General features: G+C 74.2%; 16 protein-coding genes. 6 read left to right on the top strand and 10 right to left on the bottom strand.

Going from position 1 to position 16,075, the window contains the following annotated elements; all coding sequences use genetic code 11:
* Positions 1-51: 51 nt before the first annotated feature.
* From AC2H4J_RS20150 to AC2H4J_RS20170, 5 genes are all read right to left on the bottom strand, one after another.
* Positions 52-477 carry a hypothetical protein gene (locus AC2H4J_RS20150; RefSeq protein WP_487466689.1) on the bottom strand — a complete coding sequence of 142 codons (426 nt, stop codon included), beginning with the start codon at positions 475-477 and terminating at the stop codon, positions 52-54.
* Positions 477-962, bottom strand: a complete 486-nt coding sequence (locus tag AC2H4J_RS20155) for a cupredoxin domain-containing protein (protein WP_487466690.1) — start codon at positions 960-962, stop codon at positions 477-479. The genes AC2H4J_RS20150 and AC2H4J_RS20155 overlap by 1 nt, the downstream gene beginning before the upstream one ends.
* Positions 963-1,025: 63 nt before the next feature.
* Positions 1,026-1,535 (bottom strand): hypothetical protein, encoded by a 510-nt coding sequence (locus AC2H4J_RS20160; protein ID WP_487466691.1) that lies wholly within the window; start codon positions 1,533-1,535, stop codon positions 1,026-1,028.
* A gap of 89 nt (positions 1,536-1,624) precedes the next feature.
* Positions 1,625-2,551, bottom strand: a complete 927-nt coding sequence (locus AC2H4J_RS20165) for an alpha/beta hydrolase family protein (RefSeq protein ID WP_487466692.1) — start codon at positions 2,549-2,551, stop codon at positions 1,625-1,627.
* Between the two features lies 1 nt (position 2,552).
* Entirely contained in the window at positions 2,553-2,900 is a 348-nt protein-coding gene (locus tag AC2H4J_RS20170) for a hypothetical protein (protein WP_487466693.1), read from the bottom strand.
* 57 nt (positions 2,901-2,957) lie between these two features.
* Between AC2H4J_RS20170 and AC2H4J_RS20175 the strand changes: the two genes are divergently transcribed.
* On the top strand, positions 2,958-3,494 hold the full coding sequence (locus AC2H4J_RS20175; RefSeq protein ID WP_487466694.1) for a helix-turn-helix domain-containing protein: 537 nt from the start codon (positions 2,958-2,960) through the stop codon (positions 3,492-3,494).
* Positions 3,495-3,574: 80 nt separating this feature from the next.
* Here AC2H4J_RS20175 and AC2H4J_RS20180 read toward each other — a convergent pair whose 3' ends face one another.
* Complete coding sequence (locus AC2H4J_RS20180) at positions 3,575-5,155, bottom strand: DEAD/DEAH box helicase (protein ID WP_487466695.1); 1,581 nt, start codon at positions 5,153-5,155, stop codon at positions 3,575-3,577.
* Between the two features lie 351 nt (positions 5,156-5,506).
* On the opposite strand from AC2H4J_RS20180, the gene AC2H4J_RS20185 reads away from it, so the two are divergent.
* From AC2H4J_RS20185 to AC2H4J_RS20195, 3 genes are all read left to right on the top strand, one after another.
* Positions 5,507-6,820 (top strand): MFS transporter, encoded by a 1,314-nt coding sequence (locus AC2H4J_RS20185; protein WP_487466696.1) that lies wholly within the window; start codon positions 5,507-5,509, stop codon positions 6,818-6,820.
* A gap of 34 nt (positions 6,821-6,854) precedes the next feature.
* Complete coding sequence (locus AC2H4J_RS20190; protein WP_487466697.1) at positions 6,855-7,262, top strand: DUF4265 domain-containing protein; 408 nt, start codon at positions 6,855-6,857, stop codon at positions 7,260-7,262.
* Positions 7,263-7,844: 582 nt separating this feature from the next.
* Positions 7,845-8,372 carry a hypothetical protein gene (locus AC2H4J_RS20195; RefSeq protein ID WP_487466698.1) on the top strand — a complete coding sequence of 176 codons (528 nt, stop codon included), beginning with the start codon at positions 7,845-7,847 and terminating at the stop codon, positions 8,370-8,372.
* A gap of 74 nt (positions 8,373-8,446) precedes the next feature.
* Here the strand turns inward: AC2H4J_RS20195 and AC2H4J_RS20200 are convergent, their stop codons facing one another.
* From AC2H4J_RS20200 to AC2H4J_RS20210, 3 genes are read right to left on the bottom strand one after another with little or no spacing between them, the layout of a single operon-like run.
* Positions 8,447-10,069 (bottom strand): GMC family oxidoreductase, encoded by a 1,623-nt coding sequence (locus AC2H4J_RS20200; RefSeq protein WP_487466699.1) that lies wholly within the window; start codon positions 10,067-10,069, stop codon positions 8,447-8,449.
* Complete coding sequence (locus AC2H4J_RS20205; RefSeq protein ID WP_487466700.1) at positions 10,066-11,619, bottom strand: aldehyde dehydrogenase family protein; 1,554 nt, start codon at positions 11,617-11,619, stop codon at positions 10,066-10,068. The genes AC2H4J_RS20200 and AC2H4J_RS20205 overlap by 4 nt, the downstream gene beginning before the upstream one ends.
* A gap of 22 nt (positions 11,620-11,641) precedes the next feature.
* Positions 11,642-12,100 (bottom strand): ATP-binding protein, encoded by a 459-nt coding sequence (locus tag AC2H4J_RS20210; RefSeq protein WP_487466701.1) that lies wholly within the window; start codon positions 12,098-12,100, stop codon positions 11,642-11,644.
* 157 nt (positions 12,101-12,257) lie between these two features.
* Here AC2H4J_RS20210 and AC2H4J_RS20215 point away from each other — a divergent pair, with 157 nt between their 5' ends.
* Positions 12,258-15,221, top strand: a complete 2,964-nt coding sequence (locus AC2H4J_RS20215; protein WP_487466702.1) for a sacsin N-terminal ATP-binding-like domain-containing protein — start codon at positions 12,258-12,260, stop codon at positions 15,219-15,221.
* A gap of 14 nt (positions 15,222-15,235) precedes the next feature.
* Here the strand turns inward: AC2H4J_RS20215 and AC2H4J_RS20220 are convergent, their stop codons facing one another.
* The gene (locus AC2H4J_RS20220) at positions 15,236-15,526 is read right to left on the bottom strand and encodes a hypothetical protein (RefSeq protein WP_487466703.1); all 291 of its coding nucleotides are present in this window, start codon (positions 15,524-15,526) and stop codon (positions 15,236-15,238) included.
* A gap of 159 nt (positions 15,527-15,685) precedes the next feature.
* On the opposite strand from AC2H4J_RS20220, the gene AC2H4J_RS20225 reads away from it, so the two are divergent.
* Positions 15,686-16,057: an STAS domain-containing protein gene (locus AC2H4J_RS20225; protein WP_487466704.1), complete on the top strand. Its 372-nt coding sequence runs from the start codon at positions 15,686-15,688 to the stop codon at positions 16,055-16,057.
* Positions 16,058-16,075: the final 18 nt, after the last annotated feature.

Below are 16,075 nucleotides of genomic sequence, written 5' to 3' on the forward strand. Positions count from 1 at the left end.
TGGGGCTGACACCGACCGGAGCGGGCGGGTGGGGGGTTCCGCCCGCTCCGGTCAGTCGCGCCGGCGGGCGGCCAGTGCCGCCAGCGCAGCCAGGGCGGTGAGGACGACGACGGTGGCGACCTCGACCCACAGCGACTCCCACCACAGGGCGGCGTCCGTGGACTCCTTGAAGCCGAACAGGCCGACGGTCGTGGCGACCACCAGGCCGCCGAGCGTGCCCAGGGCGGTGAGCGCCCCGAGTGCGGCGACCCACGCGAGCAGCGCCCGCGGGGTCACGAGCAGGAGCGCCGCGAGCCCGAACCCGGCGATGGTGTTGAGCAGGAACGCCGGGCCGATGACATCGATCGAGCGGTAGCCGTCCAGCCACAGGTGCAGGTGGATCCAGCCCATACCCGCCAGCAGCAGGGCGCCGAGCACCCGCAGCGTCCAGAGGACGCCGCTGCCCGGACGACGCCGGGTGATCGTGGGGGCGGTCATCAGGTCACCTGGACCGTGAGTTCCATCCCCATCGCCCGGTGGTTGCCGATGGAGCAGTAGAAGACGTACTGGCCCGGCGCGAGGTCGACCTTCAGGGTCGTCTTGTCACCCGGGCCGATGCTGTCGGACTTCGCCATGGTGGTTCCGTTCTGCTCGACGGCGAGGTCGTGCGTGGCCTCGCCGTCGTTGACCACCGTGATCGTGTAGCTGCCGGCCTTGACGTGGTCCTCGTCGAGCTTGATCTTGAAGTTGGTCTCGGTGGCCGTCAGCGCCTCCGTCTCCGACGAGCTGCCCGAGTCCGACGACGCGGCCGCCGAGGAGTCGGCGCTGCTCGACGCGGCCGCCGACGCGGTCGTCGTGCTCGCGCCGGCGTTCGAGCCGGAGGCGCCCCCGCCGCAGGCGGTCAGCCCGCCGAGGCCGAGGGCGAGCACCGCGGCGCCGGTCGCCAGGCGGGAGATGCGGCGCAGGTGGGGGATGCGGGACACGGGCTCTCCTCGTGGTCGGTGGCGGCCTGTCCCCCCTGACCACGACGCCGGGTCCCGATCGGTTCACCCGCCGACGTTGCGCTTGTGGATCTTGCGGGCCTTCGCCTCGGCCTTGGCGACCTTCTTCGCCGCCTTCCGGATCCGCCGCGGCTGCGGGCGGTCGATCGTGCCGCGGGTGAGCAGGCCGATGCCGATGCCCAGCAGCCAACTGTCCTTCGCGATCGCGAGGCCCTGCTCGGTCGGCGCGAGGCTGCCGGGCTTGCGCATGCCCGGCGTCCGCAGGTAGAGCCCGAGCAGACCGCCGGAGAACGCGGTCAGCGCGGCCCCGGCGACCGCTGTCGGCACGAACGGGGTCAGCAGGACGGCGCCGACGGCGATCTCCGTCGTCGACAGCAGCGAGGCGAACTGCTGCGGCTGCAGGTTCTTCAGGAACGGGTAGGTGCCCGCCGCGAAGCCGTGCATGCCGGCCGCGGCCTCGGCGTCGGCCCCGCGCTTGCCGAGGCCGCTGTTGAGGATGAACGCGCCGGCGGAGATGCGGGGAGCGATCTCGGACAGGGTGATGGGCAGACCCATGGGGACCTCGCTGCGTGGGATGCGGTTGTCGGGAGCCGGACGTCGGGACGGTGCCCAGGCTGCTCCCCGCCAATCCTGCTCGCCAGTGGTCAGCCCGTCGCGGCGCCGGCTGCCACCTCCCGGCACCAGCTCACGACCGCCGCCATGACCTCGGCGTCCACCGGGCGGCGCAGTTCTCGCCGGTAGCGGCTCAGCGACGGGAGCCCGGGCTGGGTGCGCAGCGTGTGCGTGACGTCGCGGAACCGGTGCGCGGTGACCGGCCCCGGGACGACGGCCTCGATGACGTCGAGGTCGGCCGGGTCGACCTGGAGGTCCTTGTCGCCGGTGATCGCCAGCACGGGGCAGGGGAGGCGGCTCAGGTCGCGGCGCGGGTCGTGGGCCATGAACTCGCGCGTCCAGCGGGCGTTCACCCTGGCCCCGCCGATCCGGGTGACGTCGGTCGTGGTGGTCCGGATGCGGTCGTGGTTGGCCGCCACCTTCTTCTCCAGGTCGGTGCGGAACAGCCGCAGCAGTCCCCGGACCGGGGCGGGCAGGGTCGGGGCGATCTGCCGGACCTGCCACCGCAGCAGTTCCTCGCCCGGCGTGGCGCTCATCGACAGCAGGACGACGCCGATGACCGACGGGGTGCGCGCGGCGACCGCGGCAGAGAGGATCGCGCCCTCGCTGTGCCCCGCCACCAGCAGGCGATCGGCGTCGACCTCGGGGCGTGCGGCGAGTGCGTCCCGGGCCCGGCCGAGGTCGTCGACGTTGTCGTACAGGCCGGCCCGGCGCCAGTCGCCCGGGCTGTCGCCGACACCGCGCTTGTCGTAGCGCAGCGAGGCCAGCCCGCCGTCGGCCAGGGCGTGGGCCAGCCGGCGGGCGACCTCGAACCGGCCGCGGCGATGGTTGGAGTCGCGGTCCAGGGGACCCGAGCCGGAGGCGATCACCACGCCGGGAACGGGGAGGTCGCCGTCGGGCAGGGTCAGCGTGCCCGCCAGCGGTGGATCGCCGGGCATGGTCAGGGGCAGCTCGCGCACGTCAGGCGGTGGGGGAGACGGCGGCGGCGAGGCCGGCGGCGTCGTCGGCCCCGAGGAGCAGGGTGTCGTACCGCTGGCCCGACAGGCGCAGCCGGATCGCCGGCTGGTCCCTCCGGATGCTCACGAAGGTGCGCTCGCCCGGCCGGCGCCACGTGCCGACCTTGCGCAGCCCGGGAAGGGCGAGGCCCGGCGCACGCAGGCCCCGGAGTTCGGCCAGCGGGCGCTCGACGACCTCGACGCTCCGGACGGCGGTCACGGGGATCTCGAGGTCGCGCAGCAGCCCGCCGATCTTCTCGCCGAGCGTGAGGTGGACGGTGACGGTGGTCGGGGTCAGTTGCACGGTTGCCATGCCCCCACTATTATCACTTCCGCGACTATTGTCAAGACTGATAACGATGGAGCTGCCGTGACGACCGCAGACCTGCTGCTGCACCCGGTGCGGCTGCGTGTCGTCCTGGCGTTCCTGGGCGATCGCACGCTGACCACCGGCGACCTGCGCGCGGAGCTCCCCGACGTCCCGATGGCGACGCTCTACCGGCAGGTGGCCACCCTGGTCGAGGCCGGGGTGCTGACCGTCGCAGCGGAGCGGAAGGTGCGCGGCGCCGCGGAGCGCAGCTACCGGCTGGTGACCGAGGCGGCCTCGGTGTCCGCCGAGGACGCCGCGACGATGACCGTCGAGGAGCACGGTCGCGCGTTCGCCTCGTTCCTCGCTGCGCTGCTCGGCGACTTCGGCCGGTATCTCGCCCGGGTCCCGCCCGGGACGACGCCGGATCTGGCCGGCGACCGCGTGGGCTACCGGCAGGCCGCCGTCTGGGTCACCGACGAGGAGTTCGACCAGATGCATGCCGAGCTGTCGGCCGTGCTGCAGGAACGCATCGCCCACGGGCCTGGTGGAGCGCGGCGGCGACGGCTGGTCAGCACGGTCCACCTGCCGGCCGAGTAGACCGACCCGCACGGAACGACCGAGGCCCGTGGCCGCCCCGGAAGGGGACGGCCACGGGCCTCGGTCGACGCGCGGACGGGTCAGCGGCCCCGGCGGGAGCGGGCGCTGAAGGACGCCGCCGACGACGAGCCGGCCCGGGCGGCCAGCTCGGCGCGGGTGCGTGCCGGACCGGACGCGCGGCCCGAGCCACCGGACTTCGCGGCACCGCCGGAGCTGTTGCGGCCACCGGACGAGGCGCCGCCGGAGGAGCCGCGGCCCGAGCCGCCGCGGCGCCGTCCGCCGCCGTTGCCCTGGGGCTGCGGCTCGGCGACGGGGGCCGGCTCGACGTAGGGCGCGGCCGGGCCGACCAGCGCGGTGATCTCCCGGGCGCCGGGCTTGATCGCCGACACCTCGGGGGTGATCCCGGCCTGGCGGGCCAGCGTGCGCACCTCGCCGGCCTGGTCGGGCGTGGCGATCGTGACGACGGCGCCCTCGGCGCCGGCGCGCGCGGTGCGGCCGGAGCGGTGCAGGTAGGCCTTGTGCTCGGCCGGCGGGTCGACGTGCACGACGATGGCGACGTCGTCGACGTGGATGCCGCGCGCGGCGATGTCGGTCGCGCAGAGCACCCGGGTCGTGCCGGCGGTGAACGCCTCGAGGTTGCGCTCGCGCGCGTTCTGGCTGAGGTTGCCGTGCAGATCGACGGCGGGCACGCCGGCCGCGGTGAGCTGCTTCGCGAGCTTCTTCGCCTGGTGCTTGGTGCGCGTGAACAGCACGCTGCGGCCGAGGCCGGAGGCCAGTTCCTGGACGATCCGGCCCTTGTCGGCGGCGTCGACGCGGAACACGTGGTGGGTCATGGTGCTGACCGGGGCGACCGCCGGGTCGACCGAGTGCGTGGTCGGGTTGGTCAGGTAGCGCCGGACCAGGACGTCGACGCCGTTGTCCAGCGTGGCCGAGAACAGCATCCGCTGACCGACCTTCGGCGTGCGGTCCATGATCCGCTTGACGCCCGGCAGGAAACCGAGGTCGGCCATGTGGTCGGCCTCGTCGAGGATCGTGACCTCGATCGCGCCGAGGTCGCAGTGGCCCTGCTGGATCAGGTCCTCCAGCCGGCCCGGACACGCGATGACGACGTCCAGGCCGCCGGCGAGCGCTTGCACCTGCGGGTTCTGGCCGACGCCGCCGAAGATGGTCGTCGTCCGCATGCCGAGGGCGCGGGCCATCGGGTCGACCACGGCGGCGACCTGGTTGGCCAGTTCGCGGGTCGGCACGAGGATCAGCGACCGCGGCCGCTTGGGCTGGCTGCGGCTGTCCGAGGCGGCCAGGCGGGCGACCAGCGGGATGCTGAAGGCCAGCGTCTTGCCGGAGCCCGTGCGGCCGCGGCCGAGCACGTCCTTGCCGGCGAGGCTGTCGGGCAGCGTCGCGACCTGGATCGGGAACGGGGCCGTGATGCCGCTGGCGGTGAGCACCTCGACCAGGGGCGCGGGGACGCCCAGGGCGTCGAAGGTGGTGTCGGTCGGCAGCACGGTGGCCACGTCACCGGCCGGCAGCAGGGGCGGGGTGGGGACGGCGGTCTGCGTACGGGCCTGGTCCTGGACCGGGCGGTCGCCGGCGGGACGGCCGCCGCGACCCCGGCCGCCGCGGCTGCGGCGGGGACGGTCGGGGGCGTTGCTGGGTGAAGTCATCGGTTCCTCAACACTCGAGTGGCCGAGCGACACCTCGGCGAGCGCGAGCGCAGGCGCGCCTGCACGGGGCAGGGCGGGCTCACGTCGTCGGCGAGACGTCGGTCAGCCGGGCGCACCTCGGTGGCGCAGCCTCAGCCCGACGTCGATTCCTGCCGCTCCGGATGAGCGAGGGCGGCGCCGGTACGTCCTACTCAACCAGATGGCCGCCCGGCGTGGTCCCGGATCGGGGGAGTGACACGTCACATCGGGTGAGCGCAGGATCACGGCTGCGCGGTCCGCTGGCCGGATTCCTGCTCCGAACGGCAGACCGGATCGTCGTGGCGGTCGGTGCGGCTTGTCATGCTGGATGCCGTGACCGTCCCGACCCGTGCCCACCGGATCCATCCCGCCTGGTGGGTCGCCGCGGTGACGTTCCTGGCCCTGGTGGGTGCCGCCGCGTTCCGCGCGGTCCCGGGCGTGCTGATCGACCCGCTGCGCGCCGAGTTCGGCTGGTCGGTCTCGACGATCTCCGCCGCCATCGCCGTGAACATGGCCCTCTACGGGCTGACGGCGCCCTTCGCCGCGGCCCTGATGGAGCGGATCGGCATCCGCCGCGTGGTCGTGTGCGCGCTGCTCGTCGTGGCGCTGGGCAGCGGGCTCACCGTCTTCATGACGGCGGGCTGGCAGCTGGTGCTGCTCTGGGGCGTGCTGGTCGGGCTCGGCACCGGCTCGATGGCGCTGTCGCTGGTGGCCACGGTGACCGGCCGGTGGTTCGTCGAACGCCGGGGGCTCGTCTCGGGCATCCTCACCGCGGGCGGCGCGGCGGGGCAGCTGATCTTCCTGCCGGTGGTCGCCGCCGTCGACTCCGCCCACGGCTGGCGGGCGGCGTCGCTCGGCACCACCGCCGCAGCGGTGGCGGTGATCCCGCTGGTCGCCTGGCTGCTGCGCGACCGCCCGCGCGACCTCGGCGTGACGCCGTACGGCGGGACGGCGGACGACGACGTCGAGCCGGTGCGCACCGGCGCCGCCCGCAACGCCGTCCGCGGCCTGGCCGAGGGCGCGCGCAAGCGGCCGTTCTGGCTGCTCGCCGTCGGCTTCTTCATCTGCGGGATGTCGACCAACGGGCTGGTGCAGCCGCACTTCATCCCGGCCGCGCACGACCACGGGATGCCGGTGACCACCGCGGCGGGGCTGCTCGCCGTCGTCGGGCTCTTCGACATCGCGGGCACGATCTTCTCCGGCTGGCTCACCGACCGCGCCGACCCGCGGGTGCTGCTGCTGGCCTACTACGCGCTGCGCGGGCTGTCGCTGTTCGCGCTGCCCACGCTGTTCAGCCCCGACCTGCAGGTCAGCATGGTCGCGTTCATCGTCTTCTACGGCCTGGACTGGGTGGCGACCGTGCCGCCCACCCTGGCCCTGTGCCGCGAGCACTTCGGGGCTCGCGCCCCGGTCGTGTTCGGCTGGATCTTCGCCTCGCACCAGCTCGGGTCCGCGGTCGCGGCCTTCGGCGGCGGGGTCATCCGCGACGTCACCGGCTCCTACGACCTCGCCTGGTTCCTCGCCGGCGGCCTGTGCATGGTGGCCGCGACTACGTCGATCTCCATCCGCCGCAACCCGCCGCCGCCGACGGAGACCCTGCTGCCCACCAACCCGGAGGAAGCAGCCGCGGCCCAGGCGCACGGCTGAGCGTCGGCGCCCCGGCGACCCTGGGGTCGGGTGCGTGCCGCAGTACGTCGAACACCCGAGCCGCGCCGGCCGCTGGCGGGACGGCGGGTTCGAGGTGCACCCGGACGCCGCCACCGCGACCGAGACGGTGTGGATCTCGCTCGGCCCGGATCCCGATGGCGAACCCGCCTGGGAGGGGCTGCTCGCCGTGACGCCGCAGCCCGACCTCGCGGTCATCGCCGCCGTCCCGGTTTTCGCCAACGACCTCAACCTGGGCGACGAGGTGGAGATCGTGTCCTCGGCCGAGGGGCCGCTGGTCGCGGTGCGGCCGGTGCACGACCCCGGGCGGTTCACCTTCCGTGTGGTGTTCCCCGACGCGCACGACCCGGACGACCGGTCATGGGTCGCGTTCCAGCAGGACCTTGAGCCGTTGGGGTGGTGGTTCGACGTGTACACGCCGTAGCTCGTCGCCGTCTCCGCCGACGGTGCGGTCGCCCAGCAGGTCGCCGACGTCCTCGCCGATGAGCAGCGCGCCGGACGGTGGGTGTACGAGACCGGCCGCTCGGTGTTGCCGGGAAGGCGGAGCTGAGGGGGCTTCCTCCGCCGCACCCAGGCGGACATCGGTGCGATGTGCTGCTCAGAAGAGGTTGACACTTAGTAACTCAGCGTAGTGGCGCACGCGAGTTGCTGATCGCCGCCGCCCGAATGCGCTACTCCCGCGTGCGCGGTCCTTTCGGCTCTTGACGCCGCCTGTTGGCGGGTGGATGGTTCGCCCTGACAAGCCGTCCGGGAGCCCGAGGAGGCAGCAGGCCGGTTACCCTGAGTAAGGGTAGAGGTGTCGTGTTCTCGACCCTCCCGCTCGCCGCGCCCGCTCTTCTCCGCATCCGTGAACGGCCGGGTCACGGCAGCGTGACCGCCGTGTTGGCCTCCCGACCCCCGTCAGAGGGCCCCTGCGGTGGGCCGTCCGCGTCTCAGAAGCCCATATCCGCCGCCCCGCCGCTGCCGGCGCTCGGCACCGCTTCCTAGAACTACGACGAAAGGCATCATGAAGCGAATCCTGTTCATCCTCGTCTCAGCTCTGATGACACTGTTCTTCACGACGACGGCGCAGGCCGCGGTCGTCACGACGACGAACGCAGCTGCGGCCCCCACGGGCACGCACCTGCAGACCGGAACGATCAGCTGCGGCGTCGGCTCGACCGGCCTGGTCACCTGTACCGCATACGAACTCGCAGGCGTCGGCAACGCGGACGCCACGGCGACCCTGAACGCCATCTACACGGCCACCGTCCAGTGCCGCAACCACGGCGGTCAGATCGTGGACGTCAAGTCCCAGGCGAAATCAGCGCCCACCACGACCGGCAAGCTCCGGTCGAAGAACGGCCGGCTCGACGTACCGGCGCTGAGTTCCGGACCGGTCCCGTCGGCGTCGGCCTTCGAGGCCCAGGCGACCTGCCCCAACGGCAACTGGACCAAGGAGCTGCTCGGCGGAACGATCGCACTCTCCAGCTTCACCTACACGCTGCACTTCACCGGTTTCACCGGCGACTACATCACCATCACGGGTCCGTAACCGGTACGTCGGGGGCGAGAGACAGGTGAGCCGGGACCTTCGGGTCCCGGCTCACTCCGCGTCGGGCAGACAACCTACTGGGCGGCGGCCAGCGCGGGGTCGACGGTGCGGCCGAGGATCAGGTCGGCGGCACGCTCGGCGAGGAGGATCGTGGGTGCGTTCGTGTTGCCCCGCACGAGGGTCGGCATGGCCGAGGCGTCCACGACCCGGAGGCCGTCGAGCCCGTGCACCCGCAGCTGGGAGTCGACGACAGCCTGGCTGTCCGTGCCCATCCGGCAGGACCCCACCGGGTGGTACAGCGACTCGAGGGTGTCCCTGACCGCGGCGCGCAGCCCTTCCCGGCCGCGCACGGTGCCACCCGGTGACCACTCGTCGCCCAGGACCGCGGCAAGGTGACCGGCCGAGGCGATCTCGCGCGCCTTCTCCACGCCGCAGACCAGGGCGTCGAGATCGCGCTCGTCGGTCAGGTAACCGGCGTCGATCGCCGGCGCCCACGTCGGGTCGGCCGACCGCAGGCGCACCGAGCCGCGCGAGTGGACGTGCACCAGCACGGTCGCGGCGGTGAACGCGTCGACGTCCGGGTCGACCTCGGCCTGCTTCCAGAACTTCACGGGCAGGAAGTGGAACTGCAGGTCGGGGGCGGACAGCTCGGGGTTGGACCGGGTGAACAGGCCGGCCTCGGCGAGGTTGGAGGTCAGCGGGCCGCGGCGGGCGCCGAACCACTGCGCGTAGCCCGCCGGCGACTCGGCCCGGAACAGCGACTTGCCCGACCGCACGTTCCACACCACCGGCACGAGCGGGTGGTCCTGGAGACCGGCGCCCACACCCGGCAGGTCGTGGACGACGTCGACCCGGACCTCGCGCAGGTGGTCGCCGGGACCGATGCCCGAGAGCATCAGTAGCTGCGGGCTGTTGATCGCGCCGCCGGAGAGCACCACCTCGCGGGTCGCGCGCACCGTGTGCACCCGCCCGCCGGCGCGGTACTCGACGCCGGTCGCGCGGCCGCCCTCGACCAGCACCCGGGTCGTGAACGCACCGGTGCGCACGGTCAGGTTGGGCCGTGCCTGCGCCGGGTGCAGATAGGCGTCGGCCGACGACCAGCGCCGTCCGCGCTTCTGGGTCACCTGGTACTGGCCGACGCCCTCCTGGCTCGCGGCGTTGAAGTCGTCGTTGCGCGGGTAGCCGGCGGCGACCGCCGACTGGATGACCGCGCGCGTCCACGGGTGCGGCGAGCGCAGGTCCTCGACGCGCAGCGGTCCGCCGACGCCGTGGTACCGGTCGGCGCCGCGGGCGTTGTCCTCCATGCGCCGGAACAGCGGCAGCACGTGCTCGTACGACCAGGCCCCGTCGCCGGTGAGCGACGCCCACTCGTCGTAGTCGGCCGCGGCACCCCGGATGTAGATCATCGCGTTGATCGACGAGGAGCCGCCGAGCAGCTTGCCCCGCGGCCAGAACAGCTTGCGGCCGCCGAGCCCGGGCTGCGGCTCGGTCGTGTAGTTCCAGTCGAGCCGGGTGCGCCAGGTCTTGTAGAGCCCGGCCGGCACCTGCACCTCGAGCACCTTGTCCGAGCCGCCCGCCTCCAGGAGCAGCACCCGCAGCGTCGGGTCCTCGGTCAGCCGGCCGGCCAGCGCGCAGCCGGCCGACCCGGCGCCGACGACGACGACGTCGAACTCCTCGCCGTCCAGGGGCCGGCTCACCGGTGCCGGCCGTGGATCATGCCCATGATCCGCGCGACCCCGTCCATGGCCGAGGCCGGACGGTTGAAGCTGCTCAGGTTGACCGGCAGCCCGTAGCGCTGACGGGTGATCGACTTGGCGCGGGTGAACTCCTTGAGGCCGTCCTCGCCGTGGATGCGCCCGAAGCCGCTGTCGCCCACCCCGCCGAAGGGCAGTGCCGGCACCGAGGCGAACGTCAGCACCGAGTTCACCGAGGTCATGCCGCTGCGCATCCGGCGGGCGAGGTCGAGGCCGCGCGCCTTGGACTTGGAGAAGACCGACCCGGCGAGCCCGTAGGACGTCGCGTTGGCCCGCTCCAGCGCCTCCTCGGCGTCCCGCACCCTGGCGATCGACAGGGTGGGCCCGAACGTCTCCTCGCGGATGGCGGCGGAGTCCTCGGGCACGTCGAGCAGCACCGTGGGCACGAGGAAGTTCTCGCTGGGGAACAGGCCGGGGTCGGCGTCCCCCCGCACGATCCGGCCGCCGGCGCTCTCGGCGTCCTCGATGTGCCGGCGCACGATGCCGCCCTGCGAGGCCATCGTCATCGGCCCGTAGGTGGCCTCGTCGTCCGAGCCCGGGCGGAGCTTCCGCACCTGCTCGGTGACCTCGGCGACGAACCGGTCGTAGACGGCGCTCGTGGCGTAGACGCGCTCGATGCCGATGCAGGTCTGCCCGGCGTTGCTCATCGCGCCCCACACGGCCGCATCGGCGGCGGCCACGACGTCGGCGTCGTCGTCGACGATCATCGCGTCCTTGCCGCCGAGCTCCATCAGCACGGGCACGAGGTTCTCCGCGCAGGCGGCCATGACCTTCTTGCCGGTCGGTGCCGAGCCGGTGAAGGCCACCTTGTCGACGCCCGCCCGGCACAGGGCGGCGCCGGTCTCGCCGAAGCCGGTGACGACCTGGAAGGCGTCGGCGCTGTCGGGTACGGCGGCCCGCCACGCGGCCGCCAGCCAGGCGCCGATCGCCGGGGTGAACTCCGACGGCTTGAAGACGACGGCGTTGCCGGCGGCCAGGGCGTAGGCGATCGAGCCCATCGGCGTGAACACCGGGTAGTTCCACGGCCCGATGACGCCGATGACGCCGAGCGGCTGGTACTCCAGGTAGGCGGCGTGGTTGGCCGCCAGCATCCCGGCTCGCACCCGGCGCGGACCGAGGGTCTTCGCGGCGTGGCCCCCGGCCCAGGCGAGGTGGTCGATGGCCAGGGTGATCTCGAGGATCGCGTCGGCGTGCGGCTTGCCGTTCTCGCGGTGGACCAGGTCCGCCAGCTCGTTCATCCGCCGGGCGAGGTAGCCGCGCCAGGCGGCGAGCCGCTGCTTGCGGCCGTCGAAGCCGAGCGCGGCCCACTGCGCTCCGGCTGCCCGTGCGCGATCCACCGTCTCGCGCACGGCGTCGGCGTCGTGCACGGGGAAGACGCCGACGACGGCATCGGAGGCCGGGTTCGTCGACTCGAAGGTCCGGGTGGTGGCATGGCGGTCCACGCTGCCGGCGGAGACGTCGGTGACGGTGTCCAGCTGATCCACGAGCGACATGCTGTCGCAGGTTACCCGCGAGTCACTTCCGGGACGAGTTCTCCGTCGGGTCGGCCTCGATGACGGCCCAGACCGACTTCTTGCCGTGCTGCCGGGACCACCCGTGTGCGGCGGACAGGTCCGCGACCACGTAGAGCCCGAAGCCGCCCAGGCCCGGGTCCCGCCCCTGCGCCGGCTCCGGCGGCACCTCGGTGGACCAGTCGCTGACCGTGACCAGCCAGCGGCCGGCGAGCCGGCTCAGCGCGACGGCCACCGGGGGACGGGCGTGCCGGAGAGCGTTGGACGCGAGCTCGTCGGCGACGAGCACCAGGCGTTCCGACCAGTGCTCGCGATCTGGTCGTTCGACGGTCCTGCTGCCGGTGAGCGTGGTCCGGAGCCGGGCCCGGAGCTTCGCCAGCTCGGCCAGGTGCGAGAGCTCCTGGCACCAGATCTCCCGGTAGCCCGGAGGCAGGCGTGCCGGTTGCCAGAGCCCCACCGCCACCGCCTCGTCGTTACCCGGCCCCGTCCAGACCGCATCGCCGCGGCACGGGTCCGGTCGCGGATTACGGAAGGAGCGGTGCCCGTTCGCGGGTCGCGCCAACCCCCGTGTCACCCGGAAGTTGGGCCGGCGCTGAACCGGCCGCTGCCACGATGGCCCCGTGACCGACCCCTTCGACACCGCGGGCATCCGCGCTCGCGTGCTCGACGCGTGGGCGGCCTCACCGGCGCGCTTCCGAGAGGACGCCAACGCCGAGGAGGACCTCGTCCGCGGCGGCTACCGCGACCGGCTGCTCGTGGAGCTCGCGCAGAACGCCGCCGACGCCGCGGTGCGTGACGGGGTGCCCGGCCGCCTGCGTCTGGAGCTGACCGCGGACACGCTGCGGGCCGCGAACACCGGCGCCCCCCTGGATGCCGACGGCGTGCAGGGGCTCGCGTCGCTGCGGGCGTCGGCGAAGCGCGAGCAGGCGGCCGGCGTCGGGCGCTTCGGGGTCGGTTTCGCGGCCGTGCTCGCGGTCAGCGACGACCCGGGGGTGGTCGGCATCGACGGGGGTGTGCGGTTCAGCGCGCAGCACACCCGCGCCGAGGTGGCCGCGCTACCGGCGCTGGCCGGCGAGCTGGGCCGGCGCGGGGGAGTGGTGCCGGTGCTCCGGTTGCCCTGGCCCGCCGCCGGGAGCGTTCCGGCCGGCTTCGCCACCGAGGTGGTGCTGCCGCTGCGCGAGGGCGCCCGGTCGGCGGTGGCGGCGGCCCTGGCGCAGCTGCCGGCCGACCTGCTGCTCGCGCTGCCCGGGCTCGCGGCCGTCGAGGTCGTCCTCGACGGGGTCCCGCGCAGCCTGGACATCGAGTGGGCCGACGGGTCGGCCGCGCTCACCGATGACGGGCGGACGACGGTCTGGCGGGTCGCGCAGCGCACCGGTGAGCTGGACCCCGCCCTGCTCGCCGACCGCCCCGTCGAGGAGCGGTCGCGCCGCGGGTGGATGGTGACCTGGGCCGTTCCGACCGACGACGGCGTCCCGGAGCCGCTGCCGGCGGGACAGGTGGTGCACGCGCCGACCCCGAGCGACGAGCCGCTGTCGCTGCCGCTGCGGCTGATCGCGCCGTTCCCCCTCGCTCCCGACCGGCGGCACGTGGCACCCGGGCCGGTCACCGACGCGCTGGTCGCCGCCGCGGCCGACACGTTCGCCGACCTCGTCGTCGCACTGCCCCCCGATCCGGTGCTGCTGCGCCTGGTGCCGCGGGCCGGCCTGGCCGGGGCCGCCCTCGACGCCGCCCTCGGGACTGCGGTGCTCGACCGGCTCCGCTCCACCGCCTGGCTGCCCGTCGCGGGGCGACCCGAGGACCGGCAGCTCCCCGAGCGGGCCGCCGTGCTGGACGACGCGACCGAGGAACGGGTCGACGTCCTGGCCGAGGTGCTGCCCGGCCTGCTGCCGGCGGACTGGTCGCGGCGATCGGACACCCCGGCCCTCGGGGCGCTGGGCATCCGGCGGATCGGGCCGGCCGAGGCGGTCGAGGCCGTCCGCGGGGTGCAGCGGGCGGCCGCGTGGTGGGGGCGGCTGTACGAGGCCCTCGACGGCGTCGACCGGGAGGAGCTGGCGGCGCTCCCGGTGCCGCTCGCCGACGGCCGCACCGCGCACGGCCCGGCCGGGGTGCTCCTGCCCGAGGAGGGCCTTCCGGTCGAGCGCCTCGGCCCGCTCGGTCTGCGGCTCGCCGAGCCCGCCGCCGTGCAGCACCCCGCGGCCCGGCGGCTGCTGGAGCGGCTCGGGGCGGTACCCGCGACCGCGGCCGCGGTGCTCGCCGACCCCGCCGTCCGCACTGCGGTGGAGACGTCCATGGACGTCGTGGAGGACACCCTCGACGGCGCGCCCGACCCCGCGGACCTGGCGCACGCCGTCCTCGCGCTGGTGAGCGCGGCCCGGCCTGAGCCCGGGGAGCTGCCGTGGCTGGCCGAACTGGCGCTGCCCGACGCGGCAGGCGGCTGGGCGCCCGCCGGGGAGCTGGTGCTCCCCGGCTCGGGGCTCGCCGCCGTGCTCGAGGAGGGCGCGCTGGGGGTCCTCGACGCCGAGACCGCCGCGACCGCCGATCCGGCAGCGCTGCGCGCGGTCGGGGTGCTCGACACCTTCGCGCTGGTACGCGGCGACGAGCCTGACGAGCTGGACGTGGACGGCGCCGACCGCTGGGCCGACGCGGTGCTCGACCGACTGCCGCCGGACGGGCCGCCGCCGGTCTGGCCCCCGATAACGGCGGTACGCGACCTGGAGCTCGTGCGGAACTGGCGGCGCGCGCTACCGATGCTGGCCGCCGCGCCGTCCGAGGCGTGGGCCGACGTCGTGCTGGAGGGCGTCGCCGCGCCCGGCTACCTGCGGTGGTGGCTGTCGGTGCACCCGGTGCTGGACGGCGCGCGGCCCGACCGGCTGCGGCATCCGGGGGGCACCGAGTTACAGGGACTGTACGAAGCGGCGACCGGGGGCGCCGAGGTCCTGGAGCGGCTGCGCCCGCCCGCCACCGTCGACGACGTCCTGGCCGACGTGGACGGCGCCATCGACCTGCTCGACCGGCTCGGCGACCCGGCCCGGACGGTCCGTCCCGAGGTGCTGCGGACGGTCTACGCCCGGCTCGCGACCGCGCTCGACGGGGTCGACGTCGACCCGCCCGAACGAGTGCGGGTGGCCCCCGATCGCGTGGTGGAGGACGCCGTCGTCCTCGATGTTCCCTACCTGCTGTCACTGGTCGACGAGCCGCTGGTGGCCGCGGGCGGGCGGCCAGGAGCGGTCGCCGATCTGCTGGACCTGCCGCTGGCGAGCGAGAAGGTGGCCGGCCGGATGACCGATCGTGGGCGGCGGCTGCGCTGGGCGGAGCTGCCCGGGGCCGGGCTCGCGGCGGCCCGGCTGGGCGTCGGGGAGCTCGCGGGGGAGGTGGCCGTGCACGACGGGCTGACGGTGGCCGGACGGACGGTGAGCTGGTGGCCCGAGGACGACGTCGACCACGTCGACGGCACCCCGGAGGCGCTCGGCCGGGCGCTGGCCTGGCGGGCCGGCGCGTGGCCGCTGCGGCAGGCGCTCGCGGAGGCATTCGCCTCGCCCGACCGCGGCCCTGAACTGGCCGCGGAGGACGCGGTCGCGCAGTGAGGCGCTATGCCTCCCTAGGCATTCCGCGTGCCCCCGTGCTTGGCCTGGTGCGCCTCCCACCGGGCCCGGTCGCGATCACGCGCGGCCTGGTTGCGGTCCCACTTCTCCGACCGCTTGCGCGCGCGGACCTGCTCCCGTTCCTCGAAGGTGGGGTGCTTGTCCCAGTCGCGGGCGACGTACGCGATGACCGCCCCGGTCACCAGCAGGGTGACCAGGAACGCGGCCACGATCGGGTCCAGCAGCACGAACGCGAGGGCGGAGACGGCCGCCACCAGGACACCCCAGAACACGATCCGCATCGTCACCCCCTCAGTATCCGCCCACTTGCCAGGCGGCCCGATGATCACCTACCTTCAGCGGAAGCGGTTCAACAGGAAGCCGTGAACCAGTGTCGGTGTCCTTGCGTCGCATTTCGTCGCGACCGTTCTTCCACTGGTCCGGATGGCTGGCCTGAGAGGCATCCCGTGACCGCGCCTGCACTTGACCCCAGCCCCGGTGACGAACTCGTCACCTTCGACGTCTCGCACGCCGGCTCCTCGGCTGCCGTCCGCGCCGCGGGGGAGATCGACTCCACCACCGCCCCGCTGCTGAGCCAGCACCTGAGCGAACTGCTCGACGCCGAGGTCCGCCAGCTCACCGTGGACCTTCGCGGGGTGACCTTCCTCGACTCCGCCGGGCTCTGCGTGCTGGCCACGATGCACCGCCGCGCCGTCCGCCAGGACGTCCGGATGCGGGTGCTCGCCGGCTCGCGCGCCGTTGTGCGCCCGCTGCAGATCACCGGCCTGTGGGACCTGCTGCAGGCCGAGCAGGTCGGCGACGCCACCCAGGTCGCCTGACCCTCCTCGCGGACGCTT

This window comes from Blastococcus sp. OS1-29, from assembly GCF_057628075.1.